The sequence below is a fragment of the Streptomyces sp. H27-C3 genome (genome assembly GCF_030063415.1).
In the GTDB taxonomy this organism is placed as follows: Bacteria; Actinomycetota; Actinomycetes; order Streptomycetales; family Streptomycetaceae; genus Streptomyces.
On the sequence record NZ_JASITA010000013.1, the window covers coordinates 73592 to 92395 of the forward strand.

Consider the following 18804-nt stretch of genomic DNA (forward strand, 5'->3'; position numbering starts at 1 on the left):
AGCACGGGAGAGGGATGTGACGGCGACACACGCGCAGCCGTACACGCAGCGAGTACGCCGCCGTACGAAAGCGGGTGCCGTCCGGGACGTTCTCGCGCTCGTGCTCCTGCCCGTACCGCTGATCGCCGCGCTTCCCCTCGCCTTCGCGGGCGGCGGTACGAGACGTTGGTTCGGCGGGCGCGGTGAGGGTGTGCGGGCCGACGCGCAGGCCGCGAAGGACGCGGCAGCCGCGGCCTTCTACGAGCTGGACACGGCCCAGCGCGATCTGCGGATCTCCATCGAGACAATCACCGCGGTGGACAGCTCACCGGCCGCCCGCAAGGCCGCGGAGGACTTCGCGGCGCTCGGACGGCGTATCGACGAGGCCAGCCACGTCTACATCACCGCGGTCGACGCGCACGACCTCGACCGCGACGACCTGGACGCACCGACCGCCGCCAAGGCGCGCGGCGAGCTGAGCAAGGCCAAGGACGAGCTCGTACGGGTCAAGGGCGAGCTCGACCGGTTCGGGCAGGGTCTTGGGCCGCTGCTCGACACCGCGGAGACGCAGCTCGCCCGGCTCGCGCCCGCCGTGGAGCGGGCCCGGCAAACGCTGCTGGCCGCCAGTAACGCGCTCGACGCGGTACGTACGTCCGGGCTCAAAGCCGATGATCTTGCCTCGCGGCTCGCGGCCCTCGCACCCGAGCTGACCAAGCTGAACCAGGGAGCCGGCCGGCACGGCGTAGCCGAGACGCTGCAACGCGCCGACCAGGTGTTGCGCGACGCGGAGGCCGTGCGGGCCGAGGCCGAGCGGCTGCCGGAGCGGGCCGCCGACATCGACCGGCGGCTGGTGTCACTGCGGACCCGGGCGCAGGCGCTGACGACCCGGGCGGGCAAGGTCGAGCCGATCCTGAGCGAGCTGCGGCGCCGGTTCACGGCGGCGTGCTGGCAGGACCTGCAAGCCGTTCCCGCGCAGACGGAGTCCACGGTCCGGCAGGCCGAGGAGAAGATCAAAGAGGCGGCGAAGGCACGCGAGGAACAGCGCTGGCCGGATGCGACCGCGCTGCTCAGCACGGTCAGGGCCCTGCTCAACTCCACCGACGAGGCCGTGTCGGCCGCCGGTGACCGGCTGCAGCGGCTCAATGCCGTGTCCAAGGACCCGCAGCAGGAGATCGAGCGGACCCGGTTCGCGATCAGGGACGCGCAGCGGCTGGCGATGGCCGGGCGCAATACGCCCGACCCCCGGCACGCCCGCCCGCTGGACGACTCGGTGGCCCGGCTGGACCGGGCCGTCGCGAGCCTGGAGGGCCGCCACCCCGACTACTGGCACTTCCTCACCGAGACGGAGGCGGTACGCCGGACGGTGGCGCGGGTGGTCGAGCTGATCCGCGAGGAGCTGGGAGGCGGCGCCTGACCCGGCAGGGTCGTACGTACGTCGGCCACCTGCACCCGGCACCCGTGCGCCCGCGCCCTGACGCACCACGGGCCTACGTACGTCGGCCTCCCGACCCGGCACGGACACACCACCGGGCACACGTAAGCTCACCTCTGGCCCGGCACGGGCACGCGTCCGCCGAGGCCGCCCCGGGCACACCTCCACCAACGCACGCCCGACCCGTACGGGCGCCTCTGGACCGCCATGGGCACGCGTGCTCCCGCCCGACCCCGTACGGGCGCACGCACATCCGCCCCTTGACCCGGCCCGCACGTCCGCCGCCGCCTGGCCACCACCCCCGGGATCCAGGGCACCCGCACCCGGGACCCAGGTGGCCGGCTCCTGCTCGTGCCGTCGACTCAGTAGCCTGTGCGCATGCCTCGCTACGAGTACCGCTGCCGCTCCTGCGGCACCTCCTTTGAGCTGGACCGGCCCATGGCCGAATCCTCCGCGCCCGCCGCCTGCCCGGACGGGCACGACGACACCGTCAAGCTGCTGTCCGCCGTTGCCGTGGGCGGTACGGCCCAGTCCGGCGGTCCCGCGCCCTCGGGCGGGGGTGGAGGTGGCTGCTGCGGCGGCGGGTGCTGCGGCTAGACCCCGTCACCTGCCGGGCCCCACCGGACGGCCGGCGCCCTCCGGCCGGTCGTCCGACAGCTCGGCTCACAGGACCTGACGCGGCGGCGACTCGGCGCTCAGCGCTTGCGCGACAGCGTCAGGCCGTCCGCGACGGGGAGCATCACGCTCTCCATGCGCTCGTCGGCCGATACCCGGTCGTTGAACTCCCTGATCGCCGCCGCGCCCCCCGTCGCACCCGGGTCGACGACACCACCTCCGTAGAGCACGTTGTCGGCCGCGATCACCCCGCCCTGCCGCATCCTGGGCACCAGCTCTTCCCAGTACGGGACGTAATTGGCCTTGTCCGCGTCGAGGTAGGCGAAGTCGATGTGCGGCTCCGCGGGCATGGCGCGCAGGGTGTCCAGGGCGGAGCCGATCCGCAGCTCCACGCGGTCGGCCACACCCGCCTTCGCCCAAGCCTCGCGCCCGTACGCCGTCCACTCCTCCGAGATGTCGCACGCGATCAGGCTGCCGTCCTCGGGCAGCGCCTGGGCCATCGCCAGCGCGGAGAATCCCGTGAAGGTGCCGACCTCAACGATGTGCCGTGCGCCGATCAGCCTGACCAGGAAGGCGAGCAGCGGTCCCTGCTCCTCGGCGGACTGCATGACCGCCTGGTCGGGCAGCCGCGCGTACGTGGTCTCGACGAGCTCGCGCTGCACGGCGTCCAGCGGCGCGTTGTGCGCCAGGATGTAGTCGTGCACCTCATCGGTGATCCTGGTGCTGTTCCCCTTGCTCATTGAGCTCCCTGTCAGGCCGTCAGCTCCCCGGAGCCAGAGCATATCGGAGCCGCGCCCCATCGCCCGGTGAGAGTCGCCCCGGGCGTCCCGGCCCGCACGTCACCCTCCTTCAGCTTGGCTTCAGCTGCGCTTTCCCAGGGTGGGCCGCATGGTCGAAAGCAGCGCACCACAGTGGATCACTTCCCTCATGGACACCATGGGGGCGCCGGGCGCGGGCATCGCCATCGCGCTGGAGAATCTCTTCCCGCCGCTGCCCAGCGAGGTGATTCTGCCGCTGGCCGGTTTCGCCGCCAGTACCGGGCAGATGAGCCTGATCGCCGCCCTGCTGTGGACCACCGCGGGCTCCGTGATCGGCGCGCTCGCGCTCTACGGGGTGGGGGCGCTGCTCGGGCGCGACCGTACCGTCGCCATCGCCGCGAAGCTGCCGCTGGTGAAGGTCTCCGACATCGAGCGGACCGAGGCCTGGTTCCAACGGCACGGCACCAAGGCGGTGTTCTTCGGCCGGATGATCCCCGTCTTCCGCAGCCTGATCTCGATCCCGGCGGGCATCGAGCGCATGCCGCTGCCCGTCTTCCTCGGCCTCACCACGCTCGGCAGCACGATCTGGAACACCCTCTTCGTTCTCGCCGGCTACACGCTCGGCGAGAACTGGGCGGACGTGACGGGCTACGTCTCCACGTACTCCAAGGTGGTGCTGGTGGCGGCGGTGCTGGCCGTGCTGCTCTTCGTGGGCGTACGGACGCTCAGGCGACCGCGTGCCCGTGCCGACCGGCAGCGCGGATGAAGGACCGCAGGATCTCCTCACCCGCCGCGACACCCGTCTCGGGCAGGACCGTGACCCGGGGGCCGGTCCAGCCCGTGTCCGCCAGCTCCCCGTGGCCCGGCCGCCAGCCCTGGTCCGCGGCCAGCAGCAGGTCCGCGTCGAGGATCGAGTCACCGGCGGCGAGCGTGAGGGTGGCGCCGGTGCGGCGGGCGACCTCGCGCATGGCCGCGCTCTTGGTGAGCGGCTTGGGTACGGCGTAGATCTTCCGGCCCTGGAGCGAGACCGTCCAGCCCTTGTTCTCGGCCCACTCGCCGAGTTCCTTGACCCATTCGTCGGGCAGCAGCGCGCGCTCCACGACGAGATAGGCGAAGAGGTCCTCGGCGACCCGCTCCTTGAGCAGCCAGGCGGGGTCGGCCGCGCCAAGGAGGTGGGCGCGGACCTCGGCCAGGGAGGCGCATTCGTCGGCGAGGGCCCTGGCGACCCGGGCCTGCCAGTCCGGGTCGGACACCCCGTCGACGAGGAGGTGACCGCCGTTGGCGCAGATCGCGAACCGCGGTGTGGGGCACGGCAGTTTGATGCGGTGGTACTGCTCGCGGGTACGGGTGGTCGTCGGTACGAAGCAGGTCTCGGCCGCGAGTTGCGCCATCAGCCCGGCGGCGGTCTCCGTCAGGTACGAGAGCGGCTTGCTCTCGTACACCTCGACGCAGAGCAGCCGCGGCGCCTCGGCGTCGGGCATGCGCAGACCGAGCGCCGCCGACGAGTAGATCAGGGTGCGGTCGAGATCGCTCGCGACCAGAACGGGAGAGACGGTAGAGGCAGAAGACTCTGGGGAGGTGGTCACTTCGCCGTTACCGCCTTGCCGTTGGTGCCGGTCGCGCCGCGCGTGTACTGGGGGTGGATCAGTCCGACGCAGGTGTACGGAAGCCCGTCGACCTCCTCCACCGGTACGCCGCGCTGTTCGGCCAGCAGCCGTACGTGGTCGAGGTCCGGTCCCGCGCCGCGCTTGGCGAGGATCTTCCAGGGGACGCGGCGCAGCAGGACGCGGGTGGTCTCGCCGACGCCCGGCTTGACCAGGTTCACGTCGTGGATGCCGTACTCCTCGCTGATCCGCTCGACGGCCGCCCAGCCCTCCCAGGTCGGAGCCCGGTCCGCCGCCAGCAGTTCCTTGACCTCGGCGTCCACGTCGTCCGCGACCTCGTCGAAGCGGGCGGCGACGGTGTCGAGGAAGTGGCCGGACACGTCGTCACCGGCGAGCTCCCGGTAGAACTTCGCGCCGTGGAAGTCGTCGGGGCCGACCAGGTCGGACCGCAGCACCGTACGCGAAATCAGCCCGGACACCGTCGAGTTGAGACAGGCGGAGGGGATGAGGAAGTCCTCGCGGGTGCCGTACGTCCGGACGCAGCCGCCGGGGTCGGCGAGGACCGCGATCTCCGGGTTGAAGCCGTCGAAGCCCTCCAGGGCCTGCGCCAGCTCGCGGGTGATCGCGCCCTTGCCCGTCCAGCCGTCGACGAAGACGATGTCGGCCGGGTCGTGGTGAGCGGCCAGCCAGCGCAGGGCGGTTTCGTCGATGCCGCGGCCTCGGACGATGGAGACGGCGTAGTGCGGAAGGTCGAGGCCGTGTCGGTGCTGGGCCCAGCGGCGCATCAGGACGCCGACGGGCGTTCCCGCGCGGGCGAGGGAGACCAGCACGGGGCGCGGGGAGCGTTCGGCGAGGACGGTCTCGGTCACGGTGCCGACGGCCCTGGCGATACGGGCGGCCGACGTGTCCAGGGCCGACTTGAACAGCTCCTGGTAGTGGGCGCTCGGCTGGTACTCCACGGGCAGCGACTCCGCGTAGTGCGCGCCGCCGCTCTGGATCGCCTCCTCGCGTTCCTCGGTGGGGGCTTCGAGCTCGACGTCCGACAGGTCCTGGAGCAGCCAGCCGCAGTCCTCCGGTGCGTACGAGGAGAAGGCGGGGCCGCGAAGGGGCTCGGGCATGGGCGGTTCCTGCCGTTCGGAGGCGCGCGTGGGGCGTGCGGGCTGTGTGGATGGCTCGGGTACGTAGGAGGGGACGACCGCGAGTATCACGCGGTCGGTGTGCGGCGCGAGCCCCGCCAACAGGCCGTCGGGAGCGTGCAGTTCGGGGGTGTCGGCGGTGGAGTCGACGACAACGACCACGGCGTCGAAGCCGGCGCCCGCGACGTTGTACGCGAAGCGCGGGCCGGGTCCGTCGGCGGGGCTGTCGTGCGCGGGGAAGGTGATGCGGGTGCGGATCGCGTAGCCCGGGTCATCGACGGCGAGCACGGGCGAGCGGGTCGTGGTCGAGGACCGCACCTCGGCATCGACGACCGCGTCGAGCGCTTCGGCCAGCCGGAGGGGGGCGTACATCAGCTCCTCGAAGCCGAGGACCAGCACCCGGCGCGCCCCGGCGGGCAGCGCCTCGGCCGTACGGGCCGCCATGCCAGGCAGCGCGCCCTCCAGGGCCGCCCGGTGCGCGGGCAGAAAGCCGTGCCGCCCGCCGTCGGGAACGCCCACAGGCCAGCCGAGCTCCACGCGGACGCAGGTCGTGGGCGTGGAGGCCGGTACGCGCTCGGGCGCGGACCCAGGCGCAGTCGCCGACGCGGAAACGGGTGCGGCCCAGGACGCGGGCGCGTCCCCGGCCACCGCTCCGGGAACCGCCGCCGCCTCCTCGAACCGGGCCACGAGCTCCACGCCCTTGCGCAGGACACCCTCCGGCAGCCGGACCGTCCCCGAGGCCATCGCGATCAGGTCGACCCTGGCGCCGATCTCCCGCGCGAACTCCTCCAGCCGGCCCCTGTCATCGGCGGAGCGCATGTCGACCAGGGCGACTATCACGTACCAGTCGCGCGGGTAACGCGCGTGCAGGTCGCGGATCGTATTCAGCACCGTGTTGCCCGTGGAGAACTCGTCGTCGACGAGGACCAGTGGCCCTGTGCCGGCGAGCAGCTCGGGGTCCCGCGGCAGCAGCAGGTGCGAGGTGGCGTGCGAGTGCGACTCCTCGAAGCCGCCCGCCGTCGCCACGCCGTCGACCGGGCGGCGCGTCGAGTGGAGGTACGGGGCGAGGGCCACGCCGTCCGCGACGGAGTGGCCGAGCCCGGTCGCCGTCTCCGCGTACCCGAGGACCACCGCCCGCGCGGCCGTCTCGTCGCCCAGCAGCCTCCGCACGTCCTGGCCGAGCGCGAACCCGGCTCCGTACACCCGGGAGGGCCGCTGCGGCACGTGCTTGCCCAGCACGTTCGACACGAGCAGATGCGCCCGCTTCGGGTTGCGGCGCAGAGCCATACCCAGCAGGTCGGTCAGCGCGCCGCCCTCTCCGGCGCCCTCGCCGACCAGTTCGACGCCCAGCCGCTCAGCGACCCATGTTCCCGACCACACCACGTTGTTTTCCGCTGCCTTACGTTCGTCGGACCGTCTGTTGTAACCAGTGTCGCCCGTGTGACCGATGTGCTCTGTGTGACCAATGTGCTCGGTAGGACGTGCACGACCGGCGGGACTGGTGGGGCCCGCACGACCAGCGGGACCCGCGCGACCGGCTCGGTCACTGCCAGGGTGTGCCATCTCAGCCGGGGATTCCGGCGGTCAGCAGCTCCACGAAGCCGATGTCCTCCCGTGCCACGCCGAAGACCTCGGCCCGCTGCAGCGTGCACTCGGCCCACGCGCGGTGGGGCTTCACCTCGTTCATTTTGTTCGTATACGCGGAGCGCAGCACGCCGCCGCCACCCCGCTCGGGCCGCAGAATGTCCTGCGCGTCGGTGAATTCCTCGTGGCTCACCACCGACAGCGCGTGCACGGGCGGAACGTGCGAGGGGTGGATACAGGTCTTGCCGAGCAGCCCGTTGGCGCGGTCAAGTCCGATCTCCCGCAACAGCCCGTCCATGTCGTGCTCGATGAGCGCCGTGCGCAGCGCCTGCGCCTGGCCCACGAACGGGCTCCGGCGCAGCTGCGGCTTGAACATCCGCTCCTGGACCCTGAAGTACTCCCACACCGGGCCGGTGATCGTGAAGCCCGTGCCGTCGGAGCGTCCCAGCACATTCACCACGTCGGCGATGACCCCGGCGACGATCTGCACGTCGTACGCCGTCATGTCGGGCGCTCTGCGCAGCCCGTACGCCGAGCAGAAGTCAGTGACGCCGAGCCGCAGCGCGAGTACCCGCTCCCGGTATTTGTCGACTGTGCGGGCGATGCCGTCGAGGGTCTCGGCACGCGTTTCCAGGTACAGCAGCTGGGGCGATTCGAGCACCGGCATCGCGAACAGTCGCTGCCCGCTCGCGGCCTCCGCCGCCGTGAGCGCCTCCAGGAACGGAACCCCGCGCTCCTGTGTGAACTTCGGCAGTACGAATCCGGACAGCAGCCGCGCCGCAGGTCCGAGCCGGTTCACCAGGTCGGGGATCTGTTCGGGCTCACGGACCCGGATGAACAGCAGCGGCGACTCCACGCCCCGCGCGTCGAGCTCGGCGAACTGCTGGACCAGATTCTCCTCGGCATCGGCGACTTCCGCGTCGTCGATGGAATCCTCCAGGCAGAGCACCATGGAAACGACGCCGCGTCCGGCCTGCTTGACCACGTCGACGGCGAGCTGTGGCCGCGTGGCGGGGCTGTAGAGCGTGGCCCCGAGGGCGGCGGAAAGCGTCCGGAGCGGCGATCCGGACGTGAATTCACCGGGCTCCTGATGGAACAGACCCTCCCGGACAGAGGGCGGGACATGCCCGAAATGACGCATGAGGGTCTCCCGTGCTGCCGTAAAGGCCTGGCGATGTGTGGCCGGTAATAGTACGTAGGTACAGGTGCCCAAAGTTCCCCTGCGCATGAACTTCAAATAACGCGCGGGGGCACGCACCCGCTCCGGTGACAGGGAAAGTGGCCCCGCGTTGTCCGGGAGGGCGCCGGGAAGGCAGGATGACAGGCATGACGCACGCGATGCTGAAGGGCTCGAACGTCCCGCTCGACGCCATGGCCGTACGAGCGGTACTGCGCTGGACCCCGGGCCCGGACGTTCCCGAGGTGGATGCCTCGGCTCTGCTGCTCGGTGTCGACCGGCGCGTGCGCTCCGACGAGGACTTCGTCTTCTACAACCAGCCCCGCCACCCCTCGGGGCTGGTGCGGAGCCTGGGAAAGAAGCGTTTCCCCGACCGTGTCACCGATTCGGTGCAGACGGATCTCTCCTCGCTCGAATCCGCCGTGGACCGGGTGCTGATCGTGGCCTCGACCGACCACATTCCGTTCGAGCAGGTACGGGATCTGCGCATCGAGGTGTACGACGCCACCGCGTCGGGGAGCGGCGAGCCCCTTGTGTACTTCGAGGTCAAGCCGGAAACGGGGGCGGAGACCGCGCTGATCTGCGGCGAGCTGTACCGGCGCGGTGACGCCTGGAAGTTCCGGGCGCTCGGCGAGGGCTATTCGAACGGCCTGATCGGCCTGGCCACCGACCATGGCATCTCGGTGGACGAGAGCGCGGCCGCCGCCGAGCCCGGCGGGGCCGCGGAGCCCTCGGCGCCCCCCGCCCAGCCCCAGCCGTCGGCCCAGCCGCCGCAGCCGGCGTACGGCTACCCCCAGCCCGGCCCGGCCCAGCCCGCCTACGGCTATCCGCAGTCGGCGTCGACGCAGCCCGCGTACGGCTATCCGCAGCCCGCCGCGGCGGCGGCGCCCGCGCCGGACCCGAACTTCAGGCTGCCGCCGCAGGGCCCTCAGTTCATCCGCAGCTGACGTACGGGGCGCCCCGGGAGTTCCGGTGCGCCCGGGGCTCCCGACGCACCCACCGGACGTCTGCGGCACTCAGGTCTTGGTCTTGTAGCCGCGCCCCCACTGCAGACCCCAGCCGTACAGCCGGTCGAGCTCGGCCTGAAATCCGTAGACGAACTTCACTTCGCGGTGCACGACCAGGTCGCCCTTGACGTTCTCGACGGTGAAGACCGCGCACGAGCGGGCCTGCGGGGCGCGCTCGTCCAGCTCGATCTCTATGCGCGGGCCGTTGCTCGGGAAGAGCGTCACGATGGCGTGCGTGCGGTCGAAGGCCGGCGTCTGGTCGTAGATATAGACGAAGACCAGCAGCCGCTTGATCAACTCGCGGTGGTCGAGGTTCACATAGATCGTCTCGCCCGACGGGGCACCGAACCGGTCGTCGCCGCTCAGCTTGACGTACGGCGCCTCATTGAGGCTCCCGAAGAAGCTGCCCAGTGGCTGCACGACACCCTTGCTGCCGTCCTCCAGCTCGTAGAGGCAGCCCAGGTCGAGGTCGACGTTGACCACGCCCTGGGTGTGCGCCTGGACCACGTCCGGCTGGAAGAACCTGAAGGGATGCCGCAGGAGTCCGCCGCCCTGCCGCGCCCTGCCGCCGATGTCGGAGGTCCGCATCCGCCAGGAGAGGTTCACCCGCAGATTGCCGGTGTCCGCGCCCTGCTTCGTGAGCGACACCGAAGGCCGTCGCTTGGTCAGTTCGATCGCGTTGGTCGCCGCGCTGCCCGACGCGTACTGCGCCGACCTGTCCCGCCGCAGGCTGTCCCAGATGGCCATCACGCCCCACCCCTCAGTCGTCCGGAAAGCCGCAGGGCGGCCCCGAGAGCCGAAGCCTCGTGACCGCCCCGCAGAGAGCGTTCCTCAATACCAGCCGGGTCACACCCCGGATGGGACCTCCGACTTCTGGTCGGAGCTCTCGCCGCCCTCGGCCTCGATCCGCTTGTTGCGGCGGAGCGAGGACCAGAAGGAGGCAGCGATCAGGACAACACCGAGCAGACCGGTGACGATCTCGTTGATCTGGTGCTCGATGGTGATGAGCAGGATGGCAGCGAGGGCGCCGATCGCGTAGTGCGCGCCGTGCTCCAGGTAGACGTAGTCGTCCAGCGTTCCCTGGCGGACCAGGTAGACCGTCAGCGAACGGACGTACATCGCGCCGATGCCGAGGCCGAGCGCCATCCAGAAGATGTGATTCGTGATGGCGAAGGCGCCGATGACGCCGTCGAACGAGAAGGACGCGTCCAGGACTTCCAGGTAGAGGAAGAGGAAGAACGCGGCCTTGCCCGCGAGGCCGATGACCGTGGGCTCCTTGCCCTCGGCCTTGGCCTTCTCCTCCTCGTCGTGCTCGCGCTCCTCTTCCTCTTCGATTTTGTTCTCGAAGTGTCCGGACAGACCGCCGACGACGAGGTACGTGATCAGACCGGCAACGCCGGCGAGCAGCACCGTGGTCGTCTTGTCCGCGTGGCCTGTGCTGGTGTGGGCATGGGTCGCGAAGGTCATGGCGGTGCCGAGCAACAGGATCAGCGCGATGCAGACCGACAGCATGTCGACCTTGCCGATCTTGGCGAGCGGGCGCTCGATCCAGCCGAGCCACTTGATGTCCCGGTCGGTGAAAATGAAGTCCAGGAAGATCATCATCAGGAACATGCCACCGAAGGCCGCGATGGCCGGGTGGGCGTCGGTGACCAGGGCCTCGTACTGCTGAGGCTTGTCCATCGCGAGCTGGACGGCCTCGATCGGGCCGACCTTGGCGCTGATCGCGACGATGGCGACGGGAAAGACCAACCGCATGCCGAAGACTGCGATCAGGATGCCGATGGTGAGGAAGATCTTCTGCCAGAAGGCATTCATCTTCTTCAGGATTCCGGCGTTGACCACCGCGTTGTCGAAGGACAGTGAGATTTCGAGGACCGACAGGATCAGTACGATCCCGAATGCCTCCCACCCCCACTGCCAGGCGGCGAAGGCCAGTCCGATTGCCGTGATGGCAAACGACCAGCCGAAGGTTTTCAGAACCACTGGTTACCCCATCGTGTGAGTACGGGTCTCCCCCGCGCCGTGCGCGGCTTTACGAAACGTTGACCCCGAAGTCTAGAGCGATGCCCCGCAGCCCCGACGCGTACCCCTGCCCAACGGCGCGGAATTTCCATTCGCCTCCGTACCGGTACACCTCGCCGAAGATCATCGCGGTCTCGGTGGAGGCGTCCTCGGAGAGGTCGTAGCGAGCAAGTTCCTGTCCGTCGGCCTGATTTGCCACCCGGATGAAGGCGTTGCTCACCTGACCGAAGGTCTGGCCGCGATTGTCGGCGTCATGGATCGAGACCGGGAAAACAATCTTGTCGCAGTGCTCGGGCACCGTGGAGAGGTCGATCACCAGCGACTCGTCGTCGCCCTCGCCCTCGCCGGTGAGGTTGTCACCGGTGTGCTCGACAGAGCCCTCGGGGCTCTTCAAGTTGTTGTAGAAGATGAAGTACTCGTCGCCGAGCACGCGGCCGTTCTGGCAGAGCAGCGCGCTGGCATCGAGGTCGAAGGGGGCCCCGGTGCTGGAGCGTGCGTCCCAGCCGAGTCCGACCAGTACCTGAGTGAGGTTCGGTGCGGCCTTGGAGAGGGAGACGTTGCCTCCCTTGGCGAGTGTGACGCCCATGTTGTTGCTTCCTCCCCGCAGTGAAGTGAATCAATGGCCAGGCGCGTCCGGCGCCGCACTCCTGTGCGGCGCCGGACAAAAAGCGGGTCTCGCTCAGACGTTGACGCCGAAGTCCTGCGCGATACCGCGCAGACCCGAGGCGTAACCCTGGCCAATGGCCCGGAACTTCCACTCCGCACCATTGCGGTAGAGCTCGCCGAAGACCATGGCGGTCTCCGTCGAGGCGTCCTCGCTCAGGTCGTAGCGCGCCAGTTCCGCGTTGTCGGCCTGGTTCACCACGCGGATGTACGCGTTGCGCACCTGCCCGAAGCTCTGCTGACGGGCCTCGGCCTCGTAGATCGAGACCGGGAACACGATCTTGGCGACATCGGCCGGCACACCGGCCAGGTTCACCTTGATGACCTCGTCGTCACCCTCGCCCTCACCGGTGGTGTTGTCACCGGTGTGCTCGACCGAACCGTCGGGGCTCTTGAGGTTGTTGAAGAAGACGAAGTTCGAGTCGTTGGTGACCTTGCCCTGGTCGTTGGTCAGCAGGGCGCTGGCGTCGAGGTCGAAGTCACCCCCGGTGGTGGTACGCGCGTCCCAGCCCAGACCGACGATGACCGCGGTCAGGTTGGGGGCGGCCTTGGTCAGCGAGACGTTGCCGCCCTTGCTGAGGCTGACTCCCACGAGTCCTCCAATGATGTCGAGCTGTATCGGATCAACGATCCGATCCTAGTGACCGGTTCCCGGTCACAGCAGGACTAAAGTCCCGAAATTTATCGACCGGAAAGGTCACTGGCCGGAAAGGTCACCGAGGGCCTTGAGGTAGTCGTTGAGGTCCCGCGCGTCGGGCAGCGCGTTCACCACGGACCACCGCACCACGCCCTCCTTGTCGATGACGAAGGTGCCGCGCACCGCGCAGCCCTTGCCCTCGTCGAAGACCCCGTACGCCCGCGAGACCTCGCCGTGCGGCCAGAAGTCCGAGAGCAGGGGGTATTCGAGGCCCTCCTGCTCGCCGAACACCCGCAGGGTGTGGATGGAGTCGTTGGAGACGGCGAGCAACTGCACGTCGTCGTTGACGAACTTCTCCGCCTCGTCGCGCAGCGCGTGCAGCTCACCCGTGCAGACGCCGGTGAAGGCGAAGGGGTAGAAGAGCAACACGACGTTCCTGGCGTTCTCGTCGGCACCTTCGGCCTGTTCGGATGTGCGCGGGCGCCGGAAGCCGGAGAGCCGTACGGTCCGCCCGTGGTTGTCCTTCAGCTCGAAGTCCGGGGCGAGGGCGCCGACCTCGATCGTCGTGGAAACCGCCATGGAGCGTCATCCCTTCATCGGTGTCATCAGGGGCATCGAGGGACCCGGCGGCGTCAACCCTGTGCAGAGGGCCCCCGCCGACTAGGTCGGCGGGGGCCCGTATTGCATCGGTGAAGGTGGCCGGTGTCTGTGTCCGTGCTGGTCAGCGCTTGCTTGACTTCGCCGCCTTCGGGGTAACCAGCCTGCTGCCGGTCCAGTCCTTGCCCGCATTGACACTCTTGGTGTGCGAGAGACCCGCCGTCGTCGCGGCTTCGTTGATGTCGCTCGGCTCGACGTAGTTGTCGCGGCCGGTCTTCGGCGTCATCAGCCAGACGGGTGCGCCTTCGTCGATCAGCTGCGTGGCATCGACCAGCGCGTCCGTCAGGTCACCGTCGTCGTCTCGGAACCACAGCACGACGGCATCAGCCACATCGTCGTAGTCCTCGTCGACGAGATCGCTGCCAATGAGTTCCTCGATGGCCTCGCGGAGCTCCTGATCGACATCGTCGTCGAAGCCGATCTCCTGGACCACCTGCTCGGGCTGGAAACCCAGCCTCGCGGCAAGGTTGGTCCGCTCCTCCGCGTGGTCCGCGGTCGCGCTCACGGGTTGCCTCCTGATCATGTTTTGGAAAATGCTTGGGACCCGCGCGTGCGCGGGGCATTGGCGGTAGTCCACACGTGCAGGACGAATCTCGCAAGTACCCCGCCCCCGATCCCGCCCAAAGGATGGGTATACGGGCACCCCCGGACCCCGCTCCGTGATTCATCCCACACCATTCGACCTGGTTTGACGGGTTCCGTGGCTTCAGTACGCCAATCGGGGTCCGAACAGCCTTACGGAACAGATAAACGCGTGGGGCGTAAGGTTGCGATTTGGCCGGACCCATCCTCGACCCCGTGCGCGGACCGACGACGAGCCCTCTCGCCGAGCGGTGGTTACCCCTCAGTAGAGATGACGTTTGCGTTCCCGGGGTACACGATGGAGGCGGCGCGACACCCCCCCTCAGAACCCAACCAGCGAAGGAACAGCGTGGCTTCCGGATCCGATCGCAACCCGATCATCATTGGCGGCCTTCCGAGCCAGGTCCCGGACTTCGATCCCGAAGAAACCCAGGAATGGCTCGACTCTCTCGACGCCGCCGTCGACGAGCGGGGCCGTGAGCGCGCCCGCTACCTGATGCTCCGCCTGATCGAGCGAGCCCGCGAGAAGCGCGTGGCCGTGCCCGAGATGCGCAGCACGGACTACATCAACACCATCGCCACCAAGGACGAGCCGTTCTTCCCCGGCAACGAGGAGATCGAGCGCAAGGTCCTCAACGCGACCCGCTGGAACGCGGCCGTGATGGTGTCCCGTGCGCAGCGCCCCGGCATTGGAGTCGGCGGCCACATCGCCACCTTCGCCTCTTCCGCCTCCCTGTACGACGTGGGCTTCAACCACTTCTTCCGCGGCAAGGACGAGGGTGACGGCGGCGACCAGATCTTCTTCCAGGGCCACGCCTCCCCCGGCATCTACGCCCGCGCGTTCCTGCTCGACCGGCTGAGCGAGGCCCAGCTCGACGGCTTCCGCCAGGAGAAGTCGAAGTTCCCGAACGGTCTGTCCAGCTACCCGCACCCGCGGCTGATGCCGGACTTCTGGGAGTTCCCGACCGTCTCGATGGGCCTCGGCCCCCTCGGCGCGATCTACCAGGCCCGGATGAACCGCTACATGGAGGCGCGCGGCATCGCCGACACCTCCAAGTCGCACGTCTGGGCGTACCTCGGCGACGGCGAGATGGACGAGCCCGAGTCGCTGGGCCAGCTGTCCATCGCCGCCCGTGAGGGCCTGGACAACCTGACCTTCGTCGTCAACTGCAACCTGCAGCGCCTCGACGGCCCGGTCCGCGGCAACGGCAAGATCATCCAGGAGCTGGAGTCGCAGTTCCGCGGCGCCGGCTGGAACGTCATCAAGCTGGTCTGGGACCGCTCCTGGGACCCGCTGCTCGCGCAGGACCGCGACGGCGTCCTGGTGAACCGGCTGAACACCACGCCGGACGGCCAGTTCCAGACGTACGCGACGGAGACCGGCGAGTACATCCGCAAGCACTTCTTCGGTGACGACCACCGCCTGCGCGCGATGGTCGACGGCATGAGCGACGAGCAGATCCTGCACCTCGGCCGCGGCGGTCACGACCACAAGAAGGTCTACGCGGCGTACGCGGCGGCCAAGGCGCACAAGGGCCAGCCGACCGTGATCCTCGCGCAGACGGTCAAGGGCTGGACCCTCGGCCCGAACTTCGAGGGCCGCAACGCGACCCACCAGATGAAGAAGCTGACCGCGGACGACCTCAAGCGCTTCCGCGACCGGCTGCACATCCCGATCGCGGACAAGGAGCTGGAGTCCGGCGCTCCGCCGTACTACCACCCGGGCCGCGACTCGGACGAGATCCAGTACATGCACGACCGCCGCGACGCGCTGGGCGGGTACGTGCCGACCCGTGTCGTGCGCGCGAAGCCGCTGACGCTGCCGGGCGACAAGACGTACGCGGCAGCGAAGAAGGGCTCGGGCCAGCAGTCGATCGCCACCACCATGGCGTTTGTCCGGGTACTGAAGGACCTCATGCGGGACAAGGAGATCGGCAAGCGGTTCGTGCTGATCGCGCCCGACGAGTACCGCACCTTCGGCATGGACGCGTTCTTCCCGAGCGCGAAGATCTACAACCCGCTGGGTCAGCAGTACGAGGCCGTGGACCGCGATCTGCTGCTCGCGTACAAGGAGTCGCCGACCGGGCAGATGCTGCACGACGGCATCTCCGAGGCCGGCTGCACCGCCTCGCTGATCGCCGCGGGTTCGGCGTACGCCACGCACGGCGAGCCGTTGATCCCGGTGTACGTCTTCTACTCGATGTTCGGTTTCCAGCGCACCGGCGACCAGTTCTGGCAGATGGCCGACCAGCTCGCGCGCGGCTTCGTGCTGGGTGCCACCGCCGGTCGTACGACGCTGACCGGTGAGGGTCTCCAGCACGCGGACGGGCACTCGCAGCTGCTCGCATCGACGAACCCGGGCTGTGTCTCCTACGACCCGGCCTACGGCTTCGAGATCGCGCACATCGTGCGGGACGGTCTGCGCCGGATGTACGGCGAGAACGCCGAGGACATCTTCTACTACCTGACCGTCTACAACGAGCCGATCCAGCACCCGGCCGAGCCGGAGAACGTCGACATCGACGGCATCCTCAAGGGCATCCACCGCTTCCAGGAGGGCGGGAAGGGCGAGATTCCGGCCCAGATCATGGCCTCCGGTGTCGCGGTCCCGTGGGCGATCGAGGCTCAGCGGATCCTCGCCGAGGAGTGGAACGTCAGGGCCGACGTCTGGTCCGCCACCTCCTGGAACGAGCTGCGCCGCGAGGCCGTCGACGTCGAGCGGCACAACCTGCTCCACCCGGAGGAGGAGCAGCAGGTTCCGTACGTGACGCAGAAGCTCTCCGGGGCTCAGGGTCCGTTCGTGGCCGTCTCCGACTGGATGCGTTCGGTTCCGGACCAGATCGCGCGCTGGGTGCCCGGCGCGTACCAGTCGCTGGGTGCGGACGGCTTCGGCTTCGCCGACACCCGCGGTGCGGCCCGGCGCTTCTTCCACATCGACCCGCAGTCGATCGTCCTGGCGGTGCTCACCGAGCTCGCCAAGGAGGGCCGTATCGACAGGTCCGCGCTGAAGCAGGCCGTCGACCGCTACCAGCTGCTCGACGTGACCGCGGCCGACCCGGGTGCGGCGGGCGGCGACGCGTAACACCTTCGGGCATGCGACACGCGCGCTCGGTGTGAGGGGCGGTGGGGCCTCGGTCCCGCCGCCCCTCACACTGCGTCGGCCGCCCGGGGGTCGTTCCCCGGAAAACGCGGCTCTACGATGCGGGCATGAAGGTGCAGACCGCGCAGCTCCGATGGGAGCGGCACACACAGGGACCCCTGCTGGGGCTGGCGGCGGCGTTCGCCGTCGCCTACGCGGTGCCGATCGTCGCGCACGACGCGAGCGGCACAGTGCGCCTGGTGTGCACGATCACCGAGTGGGTCGTGTGGGGCGCCTTCGCCGTGGACTATCTCGTACGGCTGTCGCTGTCGCCCGGCAAGCGGCTGTTCGTCCGCAGCCACCCACTGGACCTGATCGCGGTGCTGGTGCCGCTGCTGCGCCCCCTGCAGCTGCTGCGGCTCGTCTCCACCCTGCTGCTGGTCGGGCGGCGGGCCAGGATGGCCCCCCAGATCCAGCTGACGGCGTACGTCGGAGGCACGGTGGTGGGCCTGCTGATGTTCGGCTCACTGGCCGTGCTGGAGGTCGAGCGGGACGCTCCGGACGGGAACATCAAGACGCTGGGTGACGCGGTGTGGTGGTCGTTCACGACGATGACGACCGTCGGATACGGCGACCACTCCCCCACGACCGGTCTCGGCCGGGTGCTCGCGGTGGGCCTGATGCTGTCGGGCATCGCACTGCTCGGTGTCGTCACCGCGAACATCGCGGCCTGGTTCATCTCCCGCTTCGAGCGGGACGACGCCGAGGAACAGCGTCGCACCGCGCTCCTGAAGGCGCTGACCCACGAGGTCAAGGAACTGCGGCGGGAGGTCGGCAGGCTGTCATCGCCGGTGCGGTCTTCGGGGGAAGCGGGAGAAGCGGGGGCTTCCGGAGTGCGGGCCGGTTCCGAAGCCGGTCCTGAAGTGCCGCCTGTTCCCGAAGTGCCCGCCGAGAGCGGTCCCGTGGTTGCCGACCGGTCCTCCGTCCGCTGACCTCCCGGCCTCAGCTCTCCCACATCTTGAAGGCCCGCACCCGGTACGGCGTCCTGGGCACCCAGGTACCGCCGCCCGGGTAGGTCTCGAACTCCCCGGTCTCCGAGCACTCCTGGGACTGGTACGTCGTGACCGGTCGCCCCGTCCGGTTGGCCAGGGCCTGGGCGTCGGTGCCGGCCGGCAGCGGGACGCAGCTCTCGATGTCGGTGCCGGCCAACTCGTGGGTCCGGCGGGCGCCCTTGAAGTCCGGCTTCTCCCAGAGGCATAGCTCACCGGCCGCGCAGTCCCCTCGCCGGGGTGGCGCGGCGTGGGCGCTCTGCGGCAGCAGCGCGGCAATGGCCAGGACTCCGGCCGCGAGTGCGGTCGTACGCATGGCATGGGTGGTGGTCGTACGCATCATCTGGATCGGCCCCCGTGTCGTCGTGATCAGTTGCTGCACCCTGACCTACTGCGACGCGGCGCCTCAAGGGGCCGGGAAGTGGTCCACCCTGATAGGCGACAGCCGCGCCGGAACCGTCCGGCGGGGCTGTCGTACGCGCGAAGTTGACGTCGGTGGGCGTCAGATGTGGGCCGCCGCGCCCGCACCCGCCTCCGCGTTCTCCCCGCGCTTGGTCTGGGTGGCGACCAGCGCCGCGATCACCGCGACACCACCGGCGACGGTGAAGGCGAAGCCCCTGCCCGACACGAAAGTGTCATGGATGACGCCCGTGATCTTGTCAAACATGTCCGGCGTCATGCCAGAGCACTGACCGAGCTCTACCTGGACCAGCTCGGACCGGCGCTCGCCACCAACTGGCGCGCCCCGGCGCGCACTCGGGGCACACACACAGCGTGACGGCGCGGGCACTCCCTCTGCTCGAAACGTGAGCTGCCTCAC

At 69.4% G+C, this 18804-nt stretch carries 17 protein-coding genes and 1 pseudogene; 6 read left to right on the forward strand and 12 right to left on the reverse strand.

Features of this window, described 5'->3' with window-relative positions; all coding sequences use genetic code 11:
* Window positions 1-16: 16 nt before the first annotated feature.
* Together QMK30_RS15095 and QMK30_RS15100 are read left to right on the forward strand one after the other, a co-directional pair.
* Window positions 17-1393, forward strand: coding sequence for a coiled-coil domain-containing protein (locus tag QMK30_RS15095; protein WP_283518393.1), 1377 nt, complete (start codon window positions 17-19; stop codon window positions 1391-1393).
* A 396-nt stretch (window positions 1394-1789) separates the two neighbouring features.
* A complete protein-coding gene (locus QMK30_RS15100) occupies window positions 1790-2008 on the forward strand; it encodes an FmdB family zinc ribbon protein (RefSeq protein WP_283518395.1) in 219 nt (72 codons plus the stop codon).
* 98 nt (window positions 2009-2106) lie between these two features.
* Here QMK30_RS15100 and QMK30_RS15105 read toward each other — a convergent pair whose 3' ends face one another.
* Window positions 2107-2766 carry an O-methyltransferase gene (locus QMK30_RS15105; RefSeq protein ID WP_283518396.1) on the reverse strand — a complete coding sequence of 220 codons (660 nt, stop codon included), beginning with the start codon at window positions 2764-2766 and terminating at the stop codon, window positions 2107-2109.
* 148 nt (window positions 2767-2914) lie between these two features.
* Between QMK30_RS15105 and QMK30_RS15110 the strand changes: the two genes are divergently transcribed.
* Entirely contained in the window at window positions 2915-3550 is a 636-nt protein-coding gene (locus QMK30_RS15110) for a DedA family protein (protein WP_283518397.1), read from the forward strand.
* Here QMK30_RS15110 and QMK30_RS15115 read toward each other — a convergent pair.
* The 3 genes from QMK30_RS15115 to QMK30_RS15125 form a co-directional block, all read right to left on the reverse strand.
* On the reverse strand, window positions 3510-4370 hold the full coding sequence (locus tag QMK30_RS15115; protein WP_283518398.1) for an HAD family hydrolase: 861 nt from the start codon (window positions 4368-4370) through the stop codon (window positions 3510-3512). The genes QMK30_RS15110 and QMK30_RS15115 overlap by 41 nt on opposite strands.
* Window positions 4367-6907 carry a phosphoribosyltransferase gene (locus QMK30_RS15120; RefSeq protein WP_283518400.1) on the reverse strand — a complete coding sequence of 847 codons (2541 nt, stop codon included), beginning with the start codon at window positions 6905-6907 and terminating at the stop codon, window positions 4367-4369. The genes QMK30_RS15115 and QMK30_RS15120 overlap by 4 nt, the downstream gene beginning before the upstream one ends.
* A 181-nt stretch (window positions 6908-7088) precedes the next feature.
* The gene (locus tag QMK30_RS15125; RefSeq protein ID WP_283518402.1) at window positions 7089-8249 is read right to left on the reverse strand and encodes an HpcH/HpaI aldolase/citrate lyase family protein; all 1161 of its coding nucleotides are present in this window, start codon (window positions 8247-8249) and stop codon (window positions 7089-7091) included.
* Between the two features lie 185 nt (window positions 8250-8434).
* On the opposite strand from QMK30_RS15125, the gene QMK30_RS15130 reads away from it, so the two are divergent.
* Window positions 8435-9232 (forward strand): TerD family protein, encoded by a 798-nt coding sequence (locus tag QMK30_RS15130; protein ID WP_283518403.1) that lies wholly within the window; start codon window positions 8435-8437, stop codon window positions 9230-9232.
* 69 nt (window positions 9233-9301) lie between these two features.
* Here QMK30_RS15130 and QMK30_RS15135 read toward each other — a convergent pair whose 3' ends face one another.
* The 6 genes from QMK30_RS15135 to QMK30_RS15160 all read right to left on the reverse strand — a co-directional run bounded on the left by QMK30_RS15135 (window position 9302) and on the right by QMK30_RS15160 (window position 13779).
* A complete protein-coding gene (locus QMK30_RS15135) occupies window positions 9302-10039 on the reverse strand; it encodes a TerD family protein (RefSeq protein ID WP_283518404.1) in 738 nt (245 codons plus the stop codon).
* A 99-nt stretch (window positions 10040-10138) separates the two neighbouring features.
* Window positions 10139-11278 carry a DUF475 domain-containing protein gene (locus tag QMK30_RS15140; RefSeq protein WP_283518405.1) on the reverse strand — a complete coding sequence of 380 codons (1140 nt, stop codon included), beginning with the start codon at window positions 11276-11278 and terminating at the stop codon, window positions 10139-10141.
* A 49-nt stretch (window positions 11279-11327) separates the two neighbouring features.
* Entirely contained in the window at window positions 11328-11903 is a 576-nt protein-coding gene (locus QMK30_RS15145) for a TerD family protein (RefSeq protein WP_283518407.1), read from the reverse strand.
* A gap of 93 nt (window positions 11904-11996) precedes the next feature.
* The gene (locus tag QMK30_RS15150) at window positions 11997-12572 is read right to left on the reverse strand and encodes a TerD family protein (protein ID WP_283518409.1); all 576 of its coding nucleotides are present in this window, start codon (window positions 12570-12572) and stop codon (window positions 11997-11999) included.
* A 105-nt stretch (window positions 12573-12677) separates the two neighbouring features.
* Entirely contained in the window at window positions 12678-13196 is a 519-nt protein-coding gene (locus tag QMK30_RS15155; protein WP_283518411.1) for a peroxiredoxin, read from the reverse strand.
* A gap of 142 nt (window positions 13197-13338) precedes the next feature.
* Window positions 13339-13779, reverse strand: a complete 441-nt coding sequence (locus tag QMK30_RS15160) for a DUF3052 domain-containing protein (protein ID WP_283518413.1) — start codon at window positions 13777-13779, stop codon at window positions 13339-13341.
* A 426-nt stretch (window positions 13780-14205) separates the two neighbouring features.
* Here QMK30_RS15160 and aceE point away from each other — a divergent pair, with 426 nt between their 5' ends.
* Window positions 14206-16938 carry a pyruvate dehydrogenase (acetyl-transferring), homodimeric type gene (aceE, locus tag QMK30_RS15165; RefSeq protein WP_283518414.1) on the forward strand — a complete coding sequence of 911 codons (2733 nt, stop codon included), beginning with the start codon at window positions 14206-14208 and terminating at the stop codon, window positions 16936-16938.
* A gap of 125 nt (window positions 16939-17063) precedes the next feature.
* Window positions 17064-17927 (forward strand): potassium channel family protein, encoded by an 864-nt coding sequence (locus tag QMK30_RS15170; RefSeq protein ID WP_283518415.1) that lies wholly within the window; start codon window positions 17064-17066, stop codon window positions 17925-17927.
* A gap of 10 nt (window positions 17928-17937) precedes the next feature.
* Here QMK30_RS15170 and QMK30_RS15175 read toward each other — a convergent pair whose 3' ends face one another.
* On the reverse strand, window positions 17938-18300 hold the full coding sequence (locus QMK30_RS15175; protein ID WP_349362075.1) for a peptidase inhibitor family I36 protein: 363 nt from the start codon (window positions 18298-18300) through the stop codon (window positions 17938-17940).
* 186 nt (window positions 18301-18486) lie between these two features.
* A pseudogene (locus tag QMK30_RS15180) lies at window positions 18487-18681 on the reverse strand (MFS transporter); the annotation flags it as partial.
* Window positions 18682-18804: the final 123 nt, after the last annotated feature.

Coding starts and splice junctions, on each gene's coding strand:
- QMK30_RS15110 (WP_283518397.1), top strand. CDS start 2,915: ATGGTCGAAAGCAGCGCACCACAGTGGATCACTTCCCTCATGGACACC.
- QMK30_RS15170 (WP_283518415.1), top strand. CDS start 17,064: ATGAAGGTGCAGACCGCGCAGCTCCGATGGGAGCGGCACACACAGGGA.
- QMK30_RS15175 (WP_349362075.1), bottom strand. CDS start 18,300: ATGCGTACGACCGCACTCGCGGCCGGAGTCCTGGCCATTGCCGCGCTG.
- QMK30_RS15135 (WP_283518404.1), bottom strand. CDS start 10,039: ATGGCCATCTGGGACAGCCTGCGGCGGGACAGGTCGGCGCAGTACGCG.
- QMK30_RS15155 (WP_283518411.1), bottom strand. CDS start 13,196: ATGGCGGTTTCCACGACGATCGAGGTCGGCGCCCTCGCCCCGGACTTC.
- QMK30_RS15100 (WP_283518395.1), top strand. CDS start 1,790: ATGCCTCGCTACGAGTACCGCTGCCGCTCCTGCGGCACCTCCTTTGAG.
- QMK30_RS15105 (WP_283518396.1), bottom strand. CDS start 2,766: ATGAGCAAGGGGAACAGCACCAGGATCACCGATGAGGTGCACGACTAC.
- QMK30_RS15130 (WP_283518403.1), top strand. CDS start 8,435: ATGACGCACGCGATGCTGAAGGGCTCGAACGTCCCGCTCGACGCCATG.
- QMK30_RS15125 (WP_283518402.1), bottom strand. CDS start 8,249: ATGCGTCATTTCGGGCATGTCCCGCCCTCTGTCCGGGAGGGTCTGTTC.
- QMK30_RS15145 (WP_283518407.1), bottom strand. CDS start 11,903: ATGGGCGTCACACTCGCCAAGGGAGGCAACGTCTCCCTCTCCAAGGCC.